13 protein-coding genes are annotated in these 23232 nt (G+C 58.9%); 2 read left to right on the top strand and 11 right to left on the bottom strand.

Going from position 1 to position 23232, the window contains the following annotated elements; translation table 11 throughout:
* Positions 1–23 precede the first annotated feature (23 nt).
* From I6J72_RS12845 to I6J72_RS12835, 3 genes are all read right to left on the bottom strand, one after another.
* Complete coding sequence (locus tag I6J72_RS12845; RefSeq protein WP_204099470.1) at positions 24–8288, bottom strand: hypothetical protein; 8265 nt, start codon at positions 8286–8288, stop codon at positions 24–26.
* Positions 8289–8836: 548 nt separating this feature from the next.
* Complete coding sequence (locus I6J72_RS12840; RefSeq protein ID WP_204099469.1) at positions 8837–10129, bottom strand: adenylosuccinate synthase; 1293 nt, start codon at positions 10127–10129, stop codon at positions 8837–8839.
* Between the two features lie 149 nt (positions 10130–10278).
* Positions 10279–11355 (bottom strand): hypothetical protein, encoded by a 1077-nt coding sequence (locus tag I6J72_RS12835; protein WP_239107392.1) that lies wholly within the window; start codon positions 11353–11355, stop codon positions 10279–10281.
* 304 nt (positions 11356–11659) lie between these two features.
* Between I6J72_RS12835 and I6J72_RS12830 the strand changes: the two genes are divergently transcribed.
* Positions 11660–12442, top strand: coding sequence for a hypothetical protein (locus tag I6J72_RS12830; RefSeq protein WP_204099467.1), 783 nt, complete (start codon positions 11660–11662; stop codon positions 12440–12442).
* Between the two features lie 247 nt (positions 12443–12689).
* Positions 12690–13001 (top strand): hypothetical protein, encoded by a 312-nt coding sequence (locus I6J72_RS12825; RefSeq protein WP_204099466.1) that lies wholly within the window; start codon positions 12690–12692, stop codon positions 12999–13001.
* Positions 13002–13128: 127 nt separating this feature from the next.
* Here the strand turns inward: I6J72_RS12825 and I6J72_RS12820 are convergent, their stop codons facing one another.
* The 8 genes from I6J72_RS12820 to clpB all read right to left on the bottom strand — a co-directional run bounded on the left by I6J72_RS12820 (position 13129) and on the right by clpB (position 23148).
* Complete coding sequence (locus I6J72_RS12820; protein WP_204099465.1) at positions 13129–14343, bottom strand: aromatic acid exporter family protein; 1215 nt, start codon at positions 14341–14343, stop codon at positions 13129–13131.
* Between the two features lie 184 nt (positions 14344–14527).
* Positions 14528–15562, bottom strand: coding sequence for a class II fructose-bisphosphate aldolase (gene fbaA / locus I6J72_RS12815; RefSeq protein WP_204099464.1), 1035 nt, complete (start codon positions 15560–15562; stop codon positions 14528–14530).
* A gap of 167 nt (positions 15563–15729) precedes the next feature.
* Positions 15730–16941 carry a glycoside hydrolase family 76 protein gene (locus I6J72_RS12810; protein WP_204099463.1) on the bottom strand — a complete coding sequence of 404 codons (1212 nt, stop codon included), beginning with the start codon at positions 16939–16941 and terminating at the stop codon, positions 15730–15732.
* Positions 16942–17004: 63 nt separating this feature from the next.
* Positions 17005–17697 carry a TrmH family RNA methyltransferase gene (locus tag I6J72_RS12805; protein WP_204099462.1) on the bottom strand — a complete coding sequence of 231 codons (693 nt, stop codon included), beginning with the start codon at positions 17695–17697 and terminating at the stop codon, positions 17005–17007.
* Positions 17690–18235, bottom strand: coding sequence for an orotate phosphoribosyltransferase (pyrE, locus tag I6J72_RS12800; RefSeq protein WP_070673229.1), 546 nt, complete (start codon positions 18233–18235; stop codon positions 17690–17692). The genes I6J72_RS12805 and pyrE overlap by 8 nt, the downstream gene beginning before the upstream one ends.
* A 124-nt stretch (positions 18236–18359) precedes the next feature.
* On the bottom strand, positions 18360–19640 hold the full coding sequence (locus I6J72_RS12795) for a hypothetical protein (RefSeq protein ID WP_204099461.1): 1281 nt from the start codon (positions 19638–19640) through the stop codon (positions 18360–18362).
* 40 nt (positions 19641–19680) lie between these two features.
* Positions 19681–20532, bottom strand: coding sequence for a sulfurtransferase (locus I6J72_RS12790; RefSeq protein ID WP_204099460.1), 852 nt, complete (start codon positions 20530–20532; stop codon positions 19681–19683).
* 57 nt (positions 20533–20589) lie between these two features.
* A complete protein-coding gene (gene clpB / locus I6J72_RS12785) occupies positions 20590–23148 on the bottom strand; it encodes an ATP-dependent chaperone ClpB (RefSeq protein WP_204099459.1) in 2559 nt (852 codons plus the stop codon).
* Between the last annotated feature and the right edge of the window lie 84 nt (positions 23149–23232).

The raw sequence follows: 23232 nt of genomic DNA, 5'->3' as shown, positions 1-23232 counted from the left end.
CCTCGGTTATCGCGGACTTCCTCTTACTTGGAGGAACCTTCCTCATCAGCACCCGGTGCACACGCATCAGCCAGCAGGCCGATAGCCAGAGCACCAGCAGCAACCAGCGCTACAGAGCCAGCGCTTACGCCAAAGCGCTTGAGCTGAGCATTGATACCAGCCATCTGGTCCGCCAGCGGGCCGTTGAACACGCCTGCCTGCATCTGCAGACGAGCGTTGATATCAGCGATCTGCTTGTTAATCGGAGCAATGAAGTCCTTCAGACCCGGGATAGCCAGCTGGGAAGCCAGACCAACCGGAATCAGGAACAACAGCGGCAAACCGACACCCAGACCGGTGTTGATGCAACGCTCAGACAGGTTGGAGGACAAACCACCCTCACCCGGCTCCTCACCAGGCTTCTCGCCCGGAATGGACGGCTCGGAGGAATCCTTCGGGGTTGCAACCTCGTAGTCCTGGTCACCTTCGGAATTCGTCACTGTGGCCTTATCGCCCGTAGCGATATCTACCTTAGGTTCAACCTTCCAGTTGCCATTCTTATCGACGTCAACATGCTCGTCCTTGAACTTCTCCTTGCCATCCTTATCCGTGATGGTGACAGTGACGACAGTCTCCGGCTCAGCCGTGCCCTTAACAGTAGAGTCGCCTTCCGTCACAGGCTTGACGTCGAGCTTGTGGGACTCAGCATCCTCGCCCTCGGACTCGCCTTCACCGTCGTTACCGGAGGTATCACCCGGGGTGGTCGGGTTCGTGGGCCACCACTCACCTGGCGTCGACGGACGGTTCGGGTTGGACGGCTTCATGTCAGAGCCGTTGTCATCCTTGCCCTTCTCATGGCCCTCAACCGGAACCTCAACCTCGGCCTTACCATTCGGCAAGTCCTCATCAGCAACGACAACCTTAATCGGACCATCAACATCCTCCGACGGGGTCACAACAACGTCGCCTTCCTCATCAATACGAGCCGGAACCTTGTTCCCATCCTCATCGGACGCAGCAACCGACGTGCCCTCCGGGTTGTTAACCGTCACACCAGTCGACTGCTCCTCACCATTCGGCTTCACAGTCTCCGGCGCATCAGCGCCAATAACCTCAGTCTTCTTATCCTCCGGAGTTCCAGAAGGCTCATCAGACTTATTGTCATCCTTGCCCTTCTCGTGGCCCTCAACCGGAACCTCAACCTCGGCCTTACCATTCGGCAAGTCCTCATCTGAGATAACAACCTCAATCGGGCCATCAACATCCTCCGACGGAGTCACAACAACGTCGCCATCCTCATCAATACGAGCCGGAACCTTGTCCCCATCCTCATCGGACGCAGCAACCGACGTGCCATCCGGATTGTTAACCGTCACACCAGTCGACTGCTCCTCACCATTCGGCTTCACAGTCTCCGGCGCATCAATACCCTCCACTGTGGTCGTGGTATCAGGCTCTTCAGGAGCTTCATCCTTCACAGTCGGATTAGTACCAGCCTTGACCTCATCACCATCGTTGGTGCCGTCGCCATCGGTATCAGCCTCGTTCGGGTTAGTACCAATCTCAATCTCAGTACGGTCAGTCAGGCCATCACCATCAGAGTCAGCCTTCTTCGGGTCCGTCGGCTTGTTGTCGTACTTAGTGTTCTTAGAACCGTCCAGCTCTTCCTTATCGCTCAGGCCATCACCATCGGTATCGGCCTTGGCAGTATCGGTACCCTTGTCCTTCTCCTCGGCGTCGCTCAGGCCATCACCATCGGTGTCAGCCTTGGTCGGATCAGAGCCAAGCTCCTTTTCCTCACCGTCGCTGAGGCCATCCCCATCAGAATCAGCGTTCTTCGGATCAGTGCCATCAGTGACCTCCTGGCCGTCCTCGACCCCATCACCGTCGGAATCAGCCTTCGTCGGATCGGTACCGCGCTCCTTCTCTTCACCGTCGCTGAGGCCATCGCCATCAGAATCGGCCTTGTTCGGATCAGTACCGTCAGCAGCCTCCTGCTCATCGGTGACACCATCACCATCAGAGTCCTTCGCAGGCTCTTCAGGAGCTTCGTTCTTCTCGGTCGGGTTGGTACCGGCCTTGACCTCATCACCATCGTTGACGCCGTCGCCATCGGTATCGGCCACATTCGGGTTAGTGCCGATCTCAAGCTCAGTGCGGTCAGTCAGACCGTCGCCATCAGAGTCAGCCTCCGTCGGATCCGTCGGCTCATTGCCGTACTCGCCGTTCTCAGAGCCATCCAGCTCCTGCTTATCGCTCAGGCCATCACCATCGGTATCGGCCTTGAGAGGATCAGTACCCTTCTCCTTCTCCTCACCGTCATTCAAGCCATCATCATCAGAGTCGGCCTTCAGCGGGTCGGTGCCGTCCTCAATCTCCTGGGCGTCATCGACACCATCGCCATCGGTATCAGCCTTCGTCGGATCGGTACCGCGCTCCTTCTCTTCACCGTCGCTGAGGCCATCACCATCAGAGTCGGCCTTGTTCGGGTCAGTACCGTCAGTTTCCTCCTGCTCATCGGTAACACCGTCACCGTCCGAGTCCTTGGCCGGCTCCTCAGGGGCTTCGTTCTTCTCGGTCGGGTTGGTACCAGCCTTGACCTCATCACCATCGTTGACGCCATCACCATCGGTATCCGCCACATTCGGGTTAGTACCGATCTCAAGCTCAGTGCGGTCAGTCAGACCGTCACCATCAGAGTCAGCCTTCGTCGGCTTCGTCGGCTCATTGCCGTACTCGCCGTTCTCAGAGCCATCCAGCTCCTGCTTATCGCTCAGGCCATCACCATCAGAATCAGCCTTCAGCGGATCAGTGCCATCAGTGACCTCATCACCATCGCTAACACCGTCCCCATCAGAGTCAGCCTCATTCGGATTGGTACCGCGCTGCTTCTCCTCACCGTCACTCAGGCCATCACCATCGGAGTCGGCCTGGTTGGGATCAGTGCCGTCGGCAAGCTCCTGTTCGTCGGTAACACCGTCACCATCGGAGTCCTTCGCCGGCTCCTCGGACGGGTCGGTCGGGGTCACTCCACCGGTGTCCTCGGAGCCGTTGTCGTCCTTGCCCTTCTCATGACCATTGACCGGAACCTCCACGGTTGCAGGCGCATCCAGGGAGGGATCCTTCACCGTCACAGTAATCGGACCATCAACGCCCTCACCCGGAGTAACGAGAATCTCGCCGGTGTCCGGATCGATCGTGGCAGGAACGGCCTTGCCACCCTCATCCTTGGCGGTCACCGTAGTCTTGCCGGTCGGGTTCTCGACCTTCACACCGGTCGACTGCTCCTCGTCAGAGGCATCGACAGCGCTCGGCGTGTCGGCTCCTTCGACGGAGACCTTAGGCTGCTCGGCATCAGGCTCGTCCTTGGCCGTCGGGTTGGTTCCGGCCTTGATCTCATCGCCATCGTTGGTGCCGTCGCCGTCAGTATCGGCCTCATTCGGGTTAGTACCGATCTCAATCTCAGTACGGTCAGTTAGACCATCACCATCAGAGTCAGCCTTCTTCGGGTCCGTCGGCTTGTTGTCGTACTTAGTGTTCTTAGAACCGTCCAGCTCTTCCTTATCGCTCAGGCCATCACCATCGGTATCGGCCTTGGCAGGATCGGTACCCTTGTCCTTCTCCTCGGCGTCGCTCAGGCCATCACCATCAGTGTCAGCCTTGGTCGGATCACTGCCCAGTTCCTTCTCTTCGCCATCGGTCAGGCTATCGCCATCGGAATCAGCGTTCTTCGGATCAGTACCATTCTTAACCTCGTCACCATCGTTGACGCCATCGTCATCAGAATCGGCCTTCGTCGGATCAGTACCGCGCTCCTTCTCCTCACCATCACTCAGGCCGTCACCATCAGAATCAGCCTTATTCGGATCAGTACCGTCAGCAGCTTCCTGCTCATCGGTGACACCATCACCATCAGAATCCTTCGCAGGCTCTTCCGGAGTCTCATCCTTCACAGTCGGGTTGGTACCGGCCTTGACCTCATCACCATCGTCGACACCATCACCATCGGTATCGGCCACGTTCGGGTCGGTACCGATCTCAAGCTCAGTGCGGTCAGTCAGACCATCACCATCGGAATCAGCCTTGGTCGTATCAGTACCCTGCTCCTTTTCCTCGGCGTCCGTCAGACCGTCACCATCGGTGTCAGCCTTGTTCGGATCAGAGCCAAGCTCCTTCTCCTCACCATCAGTCAGGCCGTCACCATCAGAGTCAGCGTTCTTCGGATCGGTGCCATTCTTGACCTCGTCACCATCGTTAGCGCCGTCGTCATCAGAGTCAGCCTTGTTTGGATCGGTACCCTTTTCCTTCTCCTCACCATCACTCAGGCCATCATCATCAGAATCAGCCTTGTTCGGGTCAGTACCGTCCTTGGCTTCCTGGTCATCAGAGATACCGTCACCATCAGAATCCTTCGCAGGCTCCTCCGGAGTCTCATCCTTCACAGTCGGATTGGTACCGGCCTTGACCTCATCACCATCGTTGACACCATCACCGTCGGTATCGGCCACGTTCGGGTTGGTACCGATTTCGATCTCAGTACGGTCAGTCAGACCATCCTTATCGGAGTCAGCCTCCTTCGGATCCGTCGGCGCGTTGTCGTACTCGGTGTTCTTCGAACCGTCCAGCTCTTCCTTATCAGTGAGGCCATCACCATCGGAATCAGCCTTAAGAGGATCAGTACCCTTCTCCTTCTCCTCACCGTCGCTCAGACCATCATCATCAGAGTCGGCCACCAGCGGATCAGTGCCATTCTTGACCTCGTCGCCATCGTTGACGCCGTCGCCATCAGAATCGGCCTTGTTCGGATCGGTACCGCGCTGCTTCTCCTCACCATCAGTCAGACCATCGCCATCAGAGTCAGCCTCGTTCGGATCAGTACCGTCAGCAGCCTCCTGCTCGTCAGTGACACCGTCGTTATCAGAGTCCTTCGCAGGCTCAGAGCTATTGTCATCCTGGTCCTTCTCGTGACCATCAACCGGTACCTCAACTGTTGCCGGCTCATCCAGGGACGGATCCTCAACAGTCACGGTAATCGGACCGTCAACACCCTCACCAGGCGTAACGAGAATCTCACCGGTTTCCGGGTCAATCTTGACAGGAACACCCTTACCGTCCTCGTCCTTAGCGGTCACCGTGGTCTTGCCCGTCGGCTTCTCCACCTTCACACCAGTCGACTGCTCTTTATCGGTAGCATCCACCGGAGTCTTCGAGGACTCGTCGACAGCTACCTGCGGCCCAGTCGGCTTGTTATCAGGGTTGTTCGGATCAGTGGGGGCAGGGTTGCCGTCGGCGTCCGTGTTGTTGACCTCGTCGCCGTCGTTAACGCCGTCTCCATCGCTGTCGGCATTATTCGGATCGGTCGGGGTGCCGTTGTTCTTGGAACCGTCAACCTCTTCCTTATCGGTCAGACCATCACCATCAGTGTCAGCCTTCTTCGGGTCAGTACCCTTTTCAGCTTCTTCCTTGTCGGTAAGGCCATCATCATCGGAGTCCGCGGAGGCGTCCTTGACCACGAGCGGGAACGTCTGGGTACCGGTGCTGTCACCATCGGTGACCTTGACGGTCACGTTGTAGACAGCGTTGCCGTCCTCGGTCACAATGTCCGCGGTGTCCTTGTTATAAGCAGGGGTACCGGTGATCTTGCCGTTTTCATCGATGGAGATGCCTGCAGGGGCGTCGACAAGCTCGTACGTAGGGTTGGACAGCTTCGCATCGTCAGCGGTCTTGGCAGAAACCTGAATCGGGTCAATGGCCTCATCGGACCAGGTCTCTTGACCTTTAATCTTGTCAACGACCAGATCCTTAGGAGCCGGCTTCTCATCACCAGCTGGGACCTGAACAACGATGGTGTCGGTGAATTCTTCGCCATCGATAGTAACGGTAACCGGCAGCTCAAAAACTTTAGCTGGAGCGCCTGGCTCCTGCTTCGGAACGGTGATGGTTGCAGCACCGTTCTCATCGAAGCTCACCTTGGTGCCCTCAGGGGCGTTGGAGGTATCTGCTGTGAACGCGATGCCCTCAGGCAAGGTATCCACGGGCTCACCGTTGAGGGTCAGCTTCGGAGAAACCGTAGAGGTGGCGTTCTCGCCGTCCACAGCAAGGTTCTCCAGCGCTGGGTAGTCAACGCCGTAGGTCTTATCAGCCCCAGGAGTCTCAGGGTCGGTTGGAGTCTCCGGCTCCGATGCGTCCGCAGCCTCAACCTTTACGGTTGCCGGCTTGGAAGGATTCTTACCGTCCTCGGTTGCAATAGCCGTGATCTCATCGCCTTCCTTGAGCTCTTCGCCCTCAGGAATATCTGCGGTGAAGCTACCCGGATTATCCGGATTCTCAGTAGCGGTGACCTCCTTACCAGACGGCAGGGTCACCTTCACCTCGCTGCCTGCAGGAGCCGTGACAGTGACCTTGGTGGCATCAACCTTTACCGAATCGATGGACGGGGTCTCGGTAGCTACGGTCGGGGTCTCGGTAGCCAGGAACGTGCCGCCCTTGGTGCGCTCACCATTCGGAGACTCCGCAACGAGGGTGTACTCCGTGCCGTTTTTAAGCTCGAGCTTCCCGGAGGTGAATTTACCCTTCTGGATTGCTGCGACGTCGTCAAGCGATGCGATGCCGATAGCATCAGCAGCCTCATAGTTAAGGTTGCCGTCTTGGTCTTCGTTCAGCTTCTCGGTCGGCACAGCGACAATCTTGACCGGTGCGGCGTCAGCATTCGTGATGTCGAGGAGCGGGATGTCCTTGCCCTGGGTGTCCTTATCCTGCTCGCGGGTAATGGTGCCCGACAAAGATTCGGGCTTGAGAGGAACTTCCTTCTTAGCCGGCTGCGGAGCAGCAGGCTTGAAGGACTTGGGATCCAGTGGATCAGTATTGTCAGTTAACACCTCGACGTCATCGCGGACACCGTCACCGTCCGTATCTGCAGCCGACGGGTCGGTACCCAGATCACGCTCGTAGTCGTCGGTAAGACCGTCGCCGTCGGAATCAATGATGTTGAGGTAGTCGGACTTGAGCGTGTTCTTCAGCAGCATCGGCTCAGCACCGCCGTCTTGCTTTTCGTCGTTCGGCGCAAGCTTAGGCCACTTGTCCGTAAAGTCCACCGAGATCCAGGACGTGGTGTCGATGCGCTTACCGTACGGGGAATTAGCAAGGTTGTCAGCGCCTTCCTCGAGTTGGTACTCGATGGTAAAGCTGCCGGTGGCGTTAGCTGCGATGCCCACGACGCTGTTCATGTTGACCCACACTTGGTCCTTAGTCTTTGCGTCAATGTCGGTCCCGTGTGGGATGTAGGACAGTTCGGGGCGAGTTGCGGTAGTCGCGAACCCTGTCTCCTTGTCGAAGTCCATCTTCCACTTCTTCGCATTCGGAAGCGGATTGCCTTCCATATCAGACTTGTACACCGTGACGTCGGTAATGTGCTTCGCTACATCAGGGCTGATGTACTCGTTAAGAATCCAGTTCCAGTAGCTGTTGCCACCAAAGTTCCTACCTGCCATCGTGGCGGTGGTAGTGGACTTGATGGAGCCCTTCTCTTGGTCATACTTCAGCTGCTTGGAGATACCGTTGTGGTACACCCTCTCGCCGGTGCCCTCGAAGGTGTTTGAAGGAACTCCGTCTACTTGTGCAAGCTGATTCTTGCCAACGATGTTGACATGCTGAACAGAGTTATTGAAGATTCGACCATCCTTGCGAACCCAGTAGTAGTCAACCTGCGAACCCTCTGCCGGAAGGCCAAGATCCTCAATCTTCTTGCCATCCTTCAAGAAGATCTGAATATAGGACGCATACGGGACGTCCCATGCGCCGGGAAAGTTCCGAGAGTCATCGAACTTCAGTCCCCACTCAGAGCCCTTCGGATCACGCTTGGTAAATGAACCCTGATGGTCACCATTCACACCCACCAGCTCAATGCGAGCGATCTGGGAGTAGAGGGCCTCATCACGGAACCGGATGTACTGGCCGTCTGCGTCTGTATCCCCCGCCGGGGTCTTACCGGTATTCCAAATAGCCTTCCTTAGATGCGGAACCTTGAAGACGTACTGCGGGTCATTTTGCTGTGCATCCACAAACTCCGGCACAAGACCGGCATAGAGCAGGCCGTCCTCCTCACCGTTGTCATTGGTTCGCCCGGCATCCGCAGGAATGTAGTTACCGTCGGCGTCGGTGATTTCGGCAGCCTGAGCCACCGCAGCAGTGCGCGGTACAGCCACTGGGTGAACGAACGGAGCAACAAGGGCTACGGACAAGGCAGCTGCCGCGAAGGAAGTGCCGCGACGGCGAGCTGCAGATGCTGCTCGGGTGCTCTTCTTAGTCATGCCAAGAAGTCCTTTCCTTAAGACTTGTAAGAGGTGATCATGCTGGGGCACGTGACCGCGTAAGTGGGAATCCGGCTTACGCAACTGAGAGCGACTCACATCTTCTCCCCCAGGCAAAGGTCAGAGAATCCAGGGAACAGTAAGTTAACTCTCTTAAGATGCTATCTCTTTTAGATCATTTGGAAAACCGCACAGCAACCTTAAAAGTCCATGGAAGAAACAGTTTCATGACTACCATTATGCATACACCCGCAACCTGTGGATATAGCCCCTATAAATGACACGCCACCGAGAGAGTGTAATATGTCACATTGTTACATGCGTAACATTAGGCACACGAACCCCGCCCACGCGGGGGTGATTTCTACGGACAGGCGTAAAGGTTGCGCATGTAATCAGGGAATATTCACGGAAGATTGCTGCAGTAATACATGAGAAAACCGCCTCGGCTCCGAGGCACGGCGTCAGCATTCATACGCTGACAGCCTGCATCCAGAATGCGGGGCGGGAAATAGATAAGTAATACTTATACGGGTCACATACTCAGACTACTGATCTTCCATAACGTCGTGGCGCACGATGGTCTGGTCGCGGCCAGGGCCGACACCGATGTAGGAGATGCGGCAGCCGGAGAGTTCCTCCAGGCGCAGGACGTAATCCTGAGCCTTTTGCGGGAGGTCCTCAAAAGTCTTGCAGTCAGTGATGTCCTCATCCCAAGCCGGCATGGTCTCAAAGATGGGCTCGGCGTGGTGGAACTCAGACTGGGTCAGCGGCATCTCGTCGTAGCGCTTGCCGTCGACGTCGTATGCGACGCAGATGGGAATCTCACCGATGCCGGTGAGCACGTCCAGCTTGGTCAGGAAGTAGTCCGTGAAACCGTTGACGCGGGTGGCATAGCGAGCCACCACGGAGTCATACCAACCGCAGCGGCGCTTGCGGCCGGTGTTGACGCCGATTTCGCCGCCGGTGGTCTGCAGGTACTCGCCCCACTTGTCAAAAAGCTCAGTGGGGAAAGGACCAGCGCCCACACGGGTGGTGTAGGCCTTGATGATGCCCAGGGAAGTCTTAATGCGCGTAGGACCAATGCCGGAGCCCACCGAGGCACCGCCGGCCGATGGGTTGGAGGAGGTCACGAACGGGTAGGTGCCGTGGTCCACGTCCAGCATGGTGGCCTGGCCGCCCTCCATGAGGACGTGCTTGCCAGCGTCGAGGGCCTTATTGAGCTCCAGCTCGGCCTCGACAACCATCGGGCGTAGACGCTCGCGGTAGCTCAAGAAGTACTCCACGATCTGATCTGGGTCGATAGCCTTACGGTTGTACATCTTCACCAGCATCTGGTTCTTGATGTCGAGAGCAGACTCAACCTTCTGGCGCAGGATGGATTCATCGAAGATGTCCTGCACACGGATACTGATGCGGGCAACCTTGTCGGCATAGGCGGGGCCGATGCCGCGGCCGGTGGTGCCGATGGCGCGCTTGCCGAGGAAGCGCTCCTGCACGCGGTCGAGCGTCTGGTGGTAGGGCGCCACGAGGTGGGCGTTGGCGGAAATCTTCAGACGCGACGCATTAGCGCCACGGGCTTCGAGGCCATCGATCTCGTCGAAGAGGGCCTCAAGGTTAATCACCACACCGTTGCCCAGGACCGGGGTGGCGTTTTCAGAAAGAATGCCTGCGGGAAGGAGCTTGAGCTCGTACTTCTCGCCGCCGACCACGACGGTGTGGCCGGCATTGTTACCGCCGTTGGGCTTAACTACGTAATCGACCTTGCCGCCGAGGATGTCGGTAGCCTTGCCCTTGCCTTCGTCGCCCCACTGGGCGCCGACGATGACGATCGCTGCCATTTTTGGTGTCACTTCCTAGTTATTGAAGTCAAATACGCACCTACTTTACCCGCCTTGCTGGAGCAGTGGTGGGTTTGTGACAAGGTCATCAAGAATTAGAGCGCTGGCGGCACGCGGCACCGTCCACGGCGAATTAAGCGTGAGGCCGACTAGACGCTTTCGGTGTTCGCGTCGCCACCGCCCGATTCCTCGTTATCGAAGTAGATGGTGTCGTTGGTGAACATCAGCCTCGACTTGTCTGGGGTGCTGACGATGATGCTGTCATCGACAACGGCAATTTGGGCTTCGATGTCACCGATGCCGATTCGGTAGAGCCCGTTGCCTTCAATTTTCTTGCCGTCAGTTGGGATATCGTCGTCATACTGGCTGAACTCGGTACTGTTCTCCAGTGGCAGGAAGGTCACTAAGTTAAACTCCATGCCTTCTGGCATTGGGCTCTTACCGCCCTTAATGCCCCAACCCCCGCCATCGCCATGTGCACAGTCGATAGCGTTATTCTCCTCAGCGATTCCGCAGACCATGTTCCAGCCATCGGCAGCGATAGTGAAGAGCTCTTCGCCGCGGAGGTCTTCTTCATCCTTAGCCAAGTCCGCAGATTCGGTGGGTTCAGACTTCACGTCAAGGTAGAAGATGTCAGAGTTCACACCGTCAAAAGAGTCATCCATCATAGGTGCTTCGGTGCCTGGGCGCTTATAAACTTTGCCTTCAACACCAACAATGTCACCGTCGGTCTCGGACTCATAGGTGTAGCCCTCGCCATCCTCGCTGACCTCGAACGAGGAGGATGTGATGTAAAGAGCATCCTCGCTATAGATTTTGCCATTGACGAAGAAAGCAGGGACTTTAACGGATTCTCCACCGAACTTGCCCTCCAGCACCACGTAGCTGAGGAACTTGCACGGGTCATACTCGTCTTCACCGACGGTGAGGTCCTCGAATTTCTCGGTGGAGCCCTTCACGTAAGCTTCCTTGTTCTCCAACACCTTGCCGAGTTCGGTGTCTTCCAGCTTCGTGCCTTCCCCACACTTGGTGCTCGTGGTGGATGAAGCCGAGCTGCTGGAGGATGCGGTACTCGAGGTCGTGGGTGCTTCCGAGCTCGACTCTGCCAGGGTCATTGCCGCCGCTGTGGTGAAAGCGGGTTCTTCGGCTTTGTCACCAGAGCCTCCGCCAAAAGTACAGGCGCTCAGCGCCAGGCCCGTAGCGGAGAGGAGTGCGAGAGTAGTCATGCGAGCAGACACAGTGAGAAACCTCCAAGGGGTAGATAGGACTCTGCTGGAACTCTTCGATGTAGGAAACCTTGTGGGGTTTGACTGCCAGACTACCCAGCCCTTGTGATGCGCACTACAGCATTGGGCAAGGCTCCCCGTTTCTCGGTTGGTGAACTGCCTGTCATTACAGGTTTGCAGATGGGGCTTCTATGATCCTTGTATGTTCTGTGCGCTTTTAGACTGCGGCGGCCAGTTCGCAGTCACCGCTTCCGCTCCCATTGCCCACGCTGAAGAGCAAGGGCTTAAGGTGCGGCGACTGCCCATGAGCAAGATCCCGACACGCGCCGAGCTCAAAGAGCTTGATGCACTAGCAAAGGAGATTCTGCCGGAGGACCCGACTCCAACGCTCGATGAGATCGCTGCACAGCCAGACGTGGACCATTTAGGACGACCGGGCGCAGCGCCGCAAGCACGATTCTTGCGCGAGCCGTTGCGCGTAGTCGTCATTGGAAGCGATGCGGCGCTGAGCGCCGTGCTTACCCGGATGATGCGTGCGGACTATCTGTGGGCTGAGGTGGGCTTCGTGCCAACGGAGGAGACATCCACGGCAGCGATGAATTGGGGACTACCAACCTCCACAGAAGACGCTCTCTCATTTGCGTTGAGTGCGCCGGTGAAACCTGTACCGCTCATTCGCAATGATGCGGGTCTGGCCGTTGCGGGCTCAGCCACAATTGCGGAATGGTCATATGAGGAAATTACGGGCGAGATTATCGTCGATGACGCAGTGCTTCTGCGCGCAGACCGCGACAAGCACGTCTTTGGCGCTCGCCTCGTGCCAATGACCGATGCGCCGGGCATCGTGGCAGCTAAGGCGGTATCGAACTTTGCACCGAAAACTGAGCCACGGCGGGGACTATTAGCTCGGCTCCGCAAGCAAGAGAAGCCGGGGCAACTCGACCCCGATAGCGTGGTGCAGGGAAGAGCCGTGCAGGCAGGAGGGCCAGAGCTGAGCGTCAGCGTCGATGGCGTCCGCGCACCGCGCCCAGTCAAACGCGTGACGTTCTACCGTCACCTGCGCGACCTGCAGATAGTGCGGCCTTAATTGTCCTGCTAAATAATCCGATCAATCTGGCTCAGTACTGGGGCCACTAATTTGGGAGCCAGCACGAAATGTCGTTTAAGCTCAATTCTCGAGCCCGAGTTTGAGGGTAAAACGAAATGAGGATCCGACCAGCATTACCTTTCGGTACTAGGCTCGGAACCGGATCCTCACCGCATGCGCATTGTGCAATGCGCCTAGGCGGTATGCGGAAAACTCTACCATTCTCGACTCCCGAAAGAACAAACCCATGCCACTAACAAGAAAAGTTTCTTGGGTATCCGAGGCCAGATTCGCTCCATACCTCGAAGAATGTGGCACACCGGAGGAAGCATGGAAGCTATATGAACTCAACGCACAAATCGCAGCTGCATTGTCTGAAGTCATTCATCACACTGAGGTCTTGCTGCGGAATGCCATGAGCGATTCACTTGCCGAAGCTCACCCTTTTGACTTCGGCTGGAGCCAAGATTCTTTCGATATTTCCGCACTCTCTACGAAGCTAGCCAAGAAATACAAGCGTCCTGTCACAAAGGACGACATCATCGCGCATCATTTGTGAAGAGACCCCGGTACTTTCAGAGTAGTTCTCTGTTGGCTGCCAAAGTCACATCTGATTTGCCTTCACCAAACAAGTAGTCCGAATGATTTCCGAATTCGCACTGCTAAAGTTGCGGCCCTAGTCATCCTTAATCTTCGTCCTCCAGCACCTCCGGCGGGTAGGCCGGGTGCTTGGACGTGGGCACTAGCTGCGCTACCGCGGACTCGCGAGACATGCCACAAATCATGAGCAGGTCCACGATGATGGAGCGCGTTTGTGCCAGCAACGCATAAGCGGAGAGAACCGGCTTATCCCCCGCCATGCCAACAGAGCAGCGTGCCGCTAGCAGGCGCAGGCGGTGAACGATGTCGGGGATGGCGTGGGCTTCATCCACGCGGCGTTCCCGTGCGGATTGGTGGCTATAGAGCTCCGAGAGTTCCATCATGATGTCCGAGATGTCGTCGATAAGCTCGATCTGCTCCGGGGTTGCTTCATCATCATCTTCAGCCAGGACGAGCGCACGGCGGGACAGCACACGGGTGCCGCGGACAACGTTATCGACGGGGGTGAGAATACGCTCCAAGGAGCGGACGTTGCGCTGCGAGCCCCACAGAAACGGTGATAGGCGTGCGGTCTCCGCACCACCTTTCGTGGCGTTCAGCATGTTGTTGATGTCATCCTGAGTGCCGCGCACAGCATCACGTGCTTCTTGGATGCGGTCGGGGTCGTTATCCTCTAGGCCTTTCGAGACATCGACGAGCACCGATGACGTGATTCCTAAAACCTTGGAAACCTCGGTTCGGCCTGCTCGCAGAGGCGAATTGGGGATGAGCATGATCATGGACAGGCCAATGACCGCACCGATAATGGCGTCAATCGCGCGGGAGACTCCGCCCATCTCCGTCGGGGGCAAAATCGTGGCGATGAGGATGGCGGCGATGACAATCTGATTGGACACCAACTGCGAGCCGGTGACGAGGGAACCGATAATCAACGCCAGACCAATAATGATGGTCATGTGAATGGGTCCAGTGCCAAGTGCATCTACGAGCAACGTGCCCACCAGAACGCCGATGACACCGCCGATAGCCATGTCGACTGCACGTTTAATGCGGTCGCTGCCCGATAGGCCCAGAATGATGATGACGGCCATCGGGGCGAAGAAGGGCTGCTCGTGGCCGAAGAAATCGTGTGCGACATAGAACGCGAGGCCAGCGCCAAGGGTGCACTGGATCATGTAGACCAGCCGGTTGCGCACGCGCGTAAAGCGTGACTTTAAAGACCTATCTACTAGCCGCAGCTGCTCGCGGGTAGTCCTGCGAACGCGCGTGACGGTACTCGACGATGGCTCTTGCGCTCCCATGGTTTCCGTATCTTACGCGTTCAGCTGTCGGCGTTGACTGGGGCGGCCGGGGCTAGATGCAAAAAATGAGCACGATAGCCTTCCGAACCGGGTGGATTCGGGAGCTATCGTGCTCAGATCGTGCGCTTGCTTGGAGCTCTGTACCAGGGGGGACGTCGCCAAGCAACAGCGCGACTTAGAACCGTTACTTAGAAACGGTCTTGCCCACAGAGTGCAGGTCCTGGCAGGCCTCAACCACGCGGTCAGCCATAGCCTGCTCTGCCTTCTTCATGTAGGAACGCGGGTCGTAGACCTTCTTGTTACCAACCTCGCCGTCAATCTTGAAGACGCCATCGTAGTTGGCGAACATGTGGCGAGCGACCGGGTTGGTGAAGGCGTACTGGGTGTCGGTGTCAACGTTCATCTTGATAACGCCGTAACGCAGAGCCTCCTCGATCTTCTCCTTCTCGGAGCCGGAGCCACCGTGGAAGACAAAGTCGAACGGCTGGGCGCCGTCCTCAAGGCCAAGCTTCTTGGTGGCAACCTTCTGGCCCTCATCCAGAACCTCCGGACGCAGCTTCACGTTGCCCGGCTTGTACACGCCATGGACGTTGCCGAAGGTAGCGGCCAGCAGGTAGCGGCCCTTCTCACCGGTGCCGAGGGCATCGATGGTCTTCTCGAAGTCCTCCGGGGAGGTGTAGAGGTTAGCGCCAGCCTTAGCCTGAACGCCGTCCTCTTCGCCACCGACAACGCCAATCTCAACCTCGAGAATGATGTTGGCGTTCTTTGCCTTCTCCAGCAGCTCCTGAGCGATTTCCAGGTTCTCATCGATCGGGATAGCGGAGCCATCCCACATGTGGGACTGGAACAACGGCAGCTCGCCGCGGTCTACGCGCTCCTGGGAGAGGGCGATGAGCGGGCGCACGTACTCATCCAGAACTTCCTTCTGGCAGTGGTCGGTGTGCAGCGCAACGTTGATGCCGTAGTGCTGTGCTGCTTCGTGCGCGAAGGCAGCGAGTGCCTTTGCACCGGCAACCTTGTTCTTGACGGACAGGCCGGAACCGAACTCGGCACCGCCGGTGGAGAACTGGATGATGCCGTCGGACTCAGCCTCAGCGAAGCCGCGGAGTGCTGCGTTGATGGTTTCGGAGGAGGTGCAGTTGATGGCCGGGAATGCGAAGCCGCCCTTCTTGGCGGTATCGAGCATCTGGTTATAGACCTCAGGGGTTGCGATTGGCATAAAGATCCATCCTTTGGAGTTGCTGTGCAGTAAGCCGTGCTACCTCGCTGTTCGGCGAAACAACACGTTCCAACACCCAAGTATGCCTATCGATGTTGGTTTTCGCCGTGCGATACGGTGTGATCTCACTTAAGGGGGTGATCCCAGTTCGCAGTGATACAGGTCTACTAGGAGTTTTGTACCTTTTTGGATTCTTCCTTGTGCTTCCAAATTCGGGCGCAGGCCTCCAGCAGCATCCACCCGGACAACTGAACGGACAAATCGCGCTCGGCCACGCGGATGATGCCAACCTTCTGGCCCAGACTCGACGGGCCGAATCCGTAGTTGTGGGGCAGCTTCGCGTCCGCAGTCCAGTCGGAGCCAAAAATGGGAAGGCCGTCGACCTCGAGGCGGTGCTCCCACACGGACTCAGCAGAGCTAATGACGAGGCGTGCCGCCAGTTTCTTCGTGGCGCGATTGGCAGGTGAATCGCCAGGAAGGCGTACGGCTACATCTGCGAGGTAGCGCACGAGAATGCCCTTGAACAGCCCGCCATCGCCGTCACCGGTTTTCCAGTCGATGACACCCGTATGGGTAGCCATGCCCGTGGCCACAGCTTGGACAAGACTGCGAATGCGGGTGGTGTAATCCATCATGTCTTTGGCCAAGTCAGCCTCGTAGATGGTGTCGATGGTTTCCAAGGAGGTCAGTCCTGACTTCTTGCGGAGGGCAAGGACAATCTCCAGGCAAGCACCGAGGACAACGCCTTGGCAGTAGGGGTGGATGGCGCGAACAACTTCGCGGCCGTCCATGCGCATGCGGATGCCGTCCATAACGAATCCGTCATCGTCGATGAGGTGATCGTAGATCCAGTCCACGATATGGCGGGCTTCGTCTAGACGCCCCATGCGGGCAAGCATGATGGCCCCGGGGCCGTTGGACGGCACGTTGAGGAAGGTCTCGCCTTCGCGCCACGGCAGCACTCCCACCTGGGAGTCGATACCGGCGCGAATGTTGCCCTGCAGGACGCTGAGTTTCTTGTACGGGCGCAACTTCTTCAGCTCCCCGGCGCGGGCCATGGCGAGGGCCATCCAAGCTTTGTCGTCGTAGTAACGGTTCTTGGTCAGCGCGCGCAGGTTGCGCACGTGGATGCCACGCATGGTGTTGGCAATAAGCGTCCGGCGCACCTTGGTGTTCTTGCGCAGTGCGGCATCAACCTGGCAATCCAGGTAGTGGGCCTGCCACCAGTAGTGCCAATGGACAAAGAGTGATTCCTTGGTGGTGGGCGGCCAGCTCACCACTGCAAGGTTGGTACGCGGCAAGCCCCACACAGCGCTCGCATGGCGCTCGTTGATGGCTGTCTCCGCGAGGTCAGCACGGTGTGCCCATTTTTCTTTCACGTCTAACCCATCATTCTGTGATGTGAATTCGTTACCTCACATGTAAACATAGTGGGAGGGGTCTCACCATGCTTTTGACAAGTCGGCGTGCTGTCGAATCCACGCATGCATGGCAATACCTGCGGCCACGCCCGCATTGATGCTGCGCGTGGAGCCGAATTGGGCGATGGAACATGTCATAAGCGCTGCGTCTTGGGCCTCTTGGCTTACACCGGGGCCTTCTTGACCAAAGAGGAGAAGGCAGCGCTCAGGCAATTCTGCGGTTTCGAGGGGCACACACCCGGGGGTGTTGTCGATGGCGACGACGGTGAGCTCCTGCTCGGCGGCCCAAGTCATTAGTTCACTAACGTCCGCATGGTGCATGAGGTGTTGGTACCTATCGGTCACCATGGCGCCGCGGCGGTTCCAGCGGCGGCGGCCTACGATGTGGACGGTATCGACAGCAAAGGCGTTGGCTGTGCGCACGACCGTGCCGATATTGGCGTCGTTCTCGAAGTTCTCGATGGCGATGTGGAGGGCATGGCGGCGGGTATCGATGTCCGCACGGATGGCCTCGCGCGACCAGTAACGGTAGGCGTCCACGACGTTGCGGCGGTCGCCTTCAACCAGCAGCTCTGGGTCGTATTTATCCGCTTCTGGCCCTTCGGGCAGCGGCCCTTCCCAGGGGCCGACGCCGTGGCGGCCTTCGTTCCACTCGGTGGGGCCTTTGGCGTCGGTGGTTTCTTTGTGGTGAGCGGTGTCGCCGGGATTAGGCAAGGTCGAGGTCCTCAAGGCCCAGCAGGTAGCGGTACTCCAAGCCTTCGGCGGCGATGGCTGCACCGGCGTCGGTATCACGGTCCACAACGGTGGCCACACCAACGACCTCAGCGCCTGCATTACGCAGAGCCTTGACGGCGGTCAGCGGGGAGTTACCGGTTGTGGTGGTGTCCTCTACAACGAGCACCTTCTGGCCCTCAACGTTGAAGCCCTCAATCTGACGCTGCATGCCGTGCTTCTTGGCTTCCTTGCGCACGACGAAAGCGTCAATGTCGCGGCCATCAGCATGCATGATGGACAGCGCGACAGGGTCGGCGCCCATGGTCAGTCCTCCGGCAGCGGCAAAGTCCCAGTCGGCAGTGAGCTCACGCAGCAGGGAGCCGATGAGGCGGGATGCCTCATGCTGCAAGGTAGCTCGGCGCAGGTCAACGTAGTAGTCAGCCTCCTTGCCGGAGGACAGCGTGACCTTACCGTGGACGACGGCCAGCTCCTTTACCAGTTCTGCTAGGCGTTGCTTCTTCTGCTGATCCAGGCTCATCGCGCGCTCCTTCGGTGTGTGGCTGTCTCTAGCCTTTAAAAATCCGCCCTGTAGTCTACCCTCTTCCAAGTAGCAGACCATTACACGGGCTGCAGTGCTCGCAGCGAACTACTCATGGCGCTGACTAGTCGAAAATAGATGAGCCACCATCGAAGCGGCGCGGCAGGCGGGCTTGGTTCTGCTCGTGAGTCGGGTGTTCGCGGCCATCAGCGATGGCGTCCACCTCATCCGCGCCCAAGCTCGTGTGGTCGATGGGGCCATGTGCCTCGCTTGTTGTGCGGCTCGGCATGACCACAGGTTCAGTTGGTCGCTGGATATTGGGAGCACCGACAGAGGCATCACGGTCAGGGACGGCCGTGGGGCCAGTGGGCTCCGGCTGCGGGGGTGCGGGAATATCGCGGCTCGGGTCGAGCTCGTCGACGCGCAGCACCTGGGTAGCCTCGGAGCGCGGCGGAAGGACGCGTGCGGTATCAGCCAACACAGCGAGCGGCTCCAGCATCTCTTCCCACTCGGTGCTACGAGCCTGCTTGGTGGTTTGGGCAAGCACCCATTCGCCTTCCATCCATACTGCGGTGACTACAGCGGGCAGTGCGCGCAAGGCGCGGGTAACTCGGTCATCGATGAGGCGCTGGCCCACGCCGGCTTCAGAGGCGAAGACATCAAAGCCTTCCTCCGTGCAGACGTGGACTAAATCCTCAGAGGGGTTATCTACGGTCTCCCCTACGCGGCGGAAATCAATCACGATGTCAGAGGCTGCGCCGGTGCGCATGGCCATGATGGGGATAGCGCCCATATCGAAGAGCAGCGTTTCATGGCCGCGAACCGTTCCAGCGATGATGTCCTTCGGTTCTTGGCCGCGGGCAGCAGCACCGCGGTTCCACTCATCCGCGAGGTAGGAATCATGCTTGGCGTACTCCCAGCCGCGCTGTTGGCCAAAAGCTTTCCGCTCGCGGCGAGTGCTGCCAGGCACTAGCTGCTTGGCGCGTTCGGCGCGCTCCGCAAAGCGGGGTGCCGGGGCCGGTTCCGCGGAGATGGTATCTGCGGCAGTTTCTGGCTCCGAGGTTGGCTCCGGAGTTGGTTCTGTTCTCTGCCTTGGTTCCGACATTGCTTCCGGCAATGGCTCTGGCGTGGGTTCCGGCTCGGGAGCGGGTTCGTACTCGGGCTCAGGTGCCGGTTCGGGCTGCGGCGCAGACTCGGCTGCCGGTGCAGGCTCGGTTGCTGCGTTGTTGGCAACGTCCGATTCGGTGGCGACGGGCTCGGAGGTGGGCTGCTCAGGCAGCTGTTCGTCGGCGGAAGGCACGGCGTCAGCGGCCGGAGTGTCGGCGTGCTGGCGCTGGTCCCACCAGAGCAGGAGCAAGCCCGCGAGGAGCGCGGCGACGGCGAGGAGTAAGAGTACGAAAGGCATTACTGACTGAGCTTAATCGCTCGGGACGAGGACGGGGCGCTTAGACGTGGTCGCGGTCGCCGCGCTCGATGGGGTTCTTCGGGTTCGCGGACCACTGGGACCAACCACCCACGAAGTGTCGCAGGCCCGTAAAGCCCACGTACTCAAAGAAGGCGATGGCCAGGGAGGAGTGGTTACCGGAGCCGGAGTAGATAATGGCGCCATCGGTGTTTTCCTTGGTGACGCCATGTTCACCCAAGATGTCGAGGATTTCTTCCTTAGAGCGCCACACGGTCACATCGTCGGTGTGGAAGAGGCGCTCCGGCAGGTTAACCGCGCCCGGGATGTGGCCAGCCTTAAGGTCAAGGTTCTCGCGGCGGCCGGCGAAGCGGTTGCGCGTGCGGGCGTCGAGAAGCAGCCCCGTATGTTCCTTGACCTCATCGATCGTGACCGTGGGCATGGAACCTGGCTGGACGGTGATGTCTGAGGTCATGCCCAAGTTGCCCGGACCGGTGAGGGTGGGCATGCCCTGAGCACGCCAATTGGACAGGCCGCCGTCGAGAATGCGGACGTTGTGTACGCCCGCCCAGCGCAGCGTCCACCAGGCGCGGCCGGCGAAGAGGCCACGGCCCTCGTCGTAGACGACGACCTCGTAGCCCTGACGCAGACCCCAGTGGTCAACCCACTCCTGGACCTTCTCCGGGAGCGGCAGTGGGTTGCGGCCCACCTTGGAGCCTGGCAGGCCCACGAAGGCAGAGGCAGCGTCCGCATACTGGGCGGTCGGCACATGGAGGGAGGAAAACTGGTTGAAGGACTCACCTTCGCCAGGAGCCCAAAGGGAGGCAAGGATAGTTGTCTTGTCGCCGTGGTAAATCTTGTCACGAAGCTCGTGCGGGGAGACCAAAATGCTCATGCCCCCGATGATAGGGGCATGAGCGGGTTGGCGCGCGCCGTGCGGAGAAGACTCGGCTTAGCTACGGGCGGTGAGGTCGAGGCGTTCGCCGCCATCGGCTACGTCGACATGGACGGTATCGCCATCGACGATGTCACCGGCCAGCAGTTTCTTGGCCAGCTGGTCACCGATGGCCTGCTGAATGGTGCGGCGCAGTGGGCGGGCACCATAGGCCGGGTCATAGCCACGGTCCGCGAGCCAGGACTTGGCGGAGTCCGAGACCTGCAGGGTCAGGCGGCGGGAGGCGAGGCGCTCAGCCAGGCCGCGCAGCTGGATGTCAACGATGCCACGCAGGAGTTCCTCGGAGAGGGGCTCGAACATGACCACGTCATCAAGGCGGTTGATAAATTCGGGCTTGAAGGCCTTCTTCACCGCAGCCATAGTTTCCTCACGGGTGCCGCCGGCGCCCAAGTTGGAGGTCAGGATGATGACCGTATTGCGGAAGTCCACCGTGCGGCCCTGGCCATCCGTCAAGCGGCCTTCGTCGAGAACCTGCAAGAGGACGTCGAAGACATCGGGGTGGGCCTTCTCGACTTCGTCGAAAAGCACCAGCGTGTACGGGCGGCGACGCACAGCTTCGGTGAGCTGACCGCCGGCCTCGTGACCAACGTATCCCGGAGGAGCACCGACGAGGCGGGAGACGGAGTGCTTCTCGCCGTACTCGGACATATCGATGCGGACCATGGCGGATTCATCATCGAAGAGGAAGTCCGCCACTGCCTTGGCCAGCTCCGTCTTACCCACGCCGGTGGGTCCGAGGAAGAGGAAGGATCCGGTCGGGCGGTTCGGGTCAGCCACTCCCGCGCGGGAGCGGCGCACCGCATCCGAGACCGCGGTGACGGCTTCCTTCTGGCCAACAACGCGCTTGCCCAGAACAGATTCCATGTTGAGCAGCTTCTCGGTTTCTCCCTGCAGCATTTTGCCGGCAGGAATACCGGTCCACGCGGAGACAACCTCTGCAATAGTGTCAGGGGTGACCTCCTCACTGAGCATGGTGTTGCGCTGCTGCGTGGCCTTCTCCTCGGCGGCTGCGAGCTCCTTTTCCAGCGGCGGGATCTTGCCGTAGTTGATCTCAGAAGCCAGTGCTAGGTCACCATCGCGCTCAGCGATTTCCGCCTGGCGGCGCAGGTCATCGAGCTCTTCCTTGATGTTTTGGACATCATCGATGGCCTTCTTCTCATTAGCCCAGCGGGCCTTGAGCTCACCGAGCTTCTCGCGCTGGTCCGCCAGCTCCTGCTGGAGGGTCACTAGGCGGTCCTGGGAGGCGGCGTCGGATTCCTTCTTGAGAGCGAGTTCTTCGATCTCCATGCGGCGGACAATGCGCTCCAGCTCGTCAATTTCCTGCGGGGAGGAGTCAATCTCCATGCGCAGGCGGGAGCCGGCCTCATCGACCAAGTCGATGGCCTTGTCCGGCAGGAAGCGGTTGGTGATGTAGCGGTTAGACAGCTCCGCGGCGGACACCAAGGCGGAGTCCATGATGCGCACGCCGTGGTGTACCTCGTAGCGTTCCTTGAGTCCACGCAGAATGCCGATGGTGTCTTCGACGGAAGGCTCGGCGGCGTAGACCTGCTGGAAGCGGCGCTCGAGGGCGGCGTCCTTTTCGATGTACTTGCGGTACTCGTCCAGGGTCGTGGCACCGACCAGGCGTAGCTCGCCGCGGGCCAGCATGGGCTTAATCATGTTACCGGCGTCCATCGAGCCGTCACCGGTAGCACCAGCGCCGACGATGGTGTGCAGCTCATCGATAAAGGTGATGATCTGGCCCTCGGAGGCCTTAATCTCATCGAGCACGGCCTTGAGGCGCTCCTCAAATTCACCGCGGTACTTCGCACCAGCAACCATGGAGCCAAGGTCTAGGCTGATGAGAGTCTTGCCCTTGAGCGACTCGGGGACGTCACCGGCCACGATACGGCGGGCGAGGCCTTCGACGATAGCGGTTTTACCGACGCCAGGCTCACCAATGAGCACCGGGTTGTTCTTGGTACGGCGGCTCAGAACCTGCACCACGCGGCGGATTTCCTGGTCACGGCCGATAACCGGATCAATCTTTCCTTCGCGGGCACGGGCAGTAAGGTCCGTGGCGTACTTTTCTAGTGCCTGAAACTGATCCTCCGGGTTCTCCGAGGTCACCTTGGCGGCACCGCGCACGGACGGGAAAGCGCCTTTAAGCGCGTCATAGGTTGCGCCACGGGAGGTCAACAGCTCAGCCGCGTCTGATTTGGAACCCGCGATGGCAGCCAGCAGCACCTCGGTGGACACGTATTCATCACCGAGCTCCCCGGCCAGCTCCTGGGCACGGGTAAGAACGTTGAGGGCGTCGCGGTTAAAGTTCGGGTTCGCCATGTTGGCGCCCTCTGCCTTGGGCAGGGCATCAATAAGCTCGCGCGCCTCCTTAAGAACCGTGTCCGGGTCCACGCCGGTGGCCTTAAGGACCGGGGCGGCAATGCCGTCCTTTTGCTCGAGGATGGCTGCTAAAAGGTGTGCCGGGCGAATGTCCGGGTTGCCGTTAGCGGAGGCGACTTTCAGCGCCTGCTGCAGGGCTTCCTGCGTCTTGGTGGTGGGGTTAAAAGAATTCATGTGTTTATCTCCTTGTGTTTATTGCCCTCCCTCGCGCCAAGGTGATTGTGGTTGTGCCCTGTGCGGGGAAGGTGGCTTCACCGA

The sequence above is a fragment of the Corynebacterium sp. FDAARGOS 1242 genome (assembly GCF_016889985.1).
GTDB classification, from domain to species: Bacteria; Actinomycetota; Actinomycetes; order Mycobacteriales; family Mycobacteriaceae; genus Corynebacterium; species Corynebacterium minutissimum_B.
This window is presented reverse-complemented; position numbering and strand designations above follow the sequence as displayed.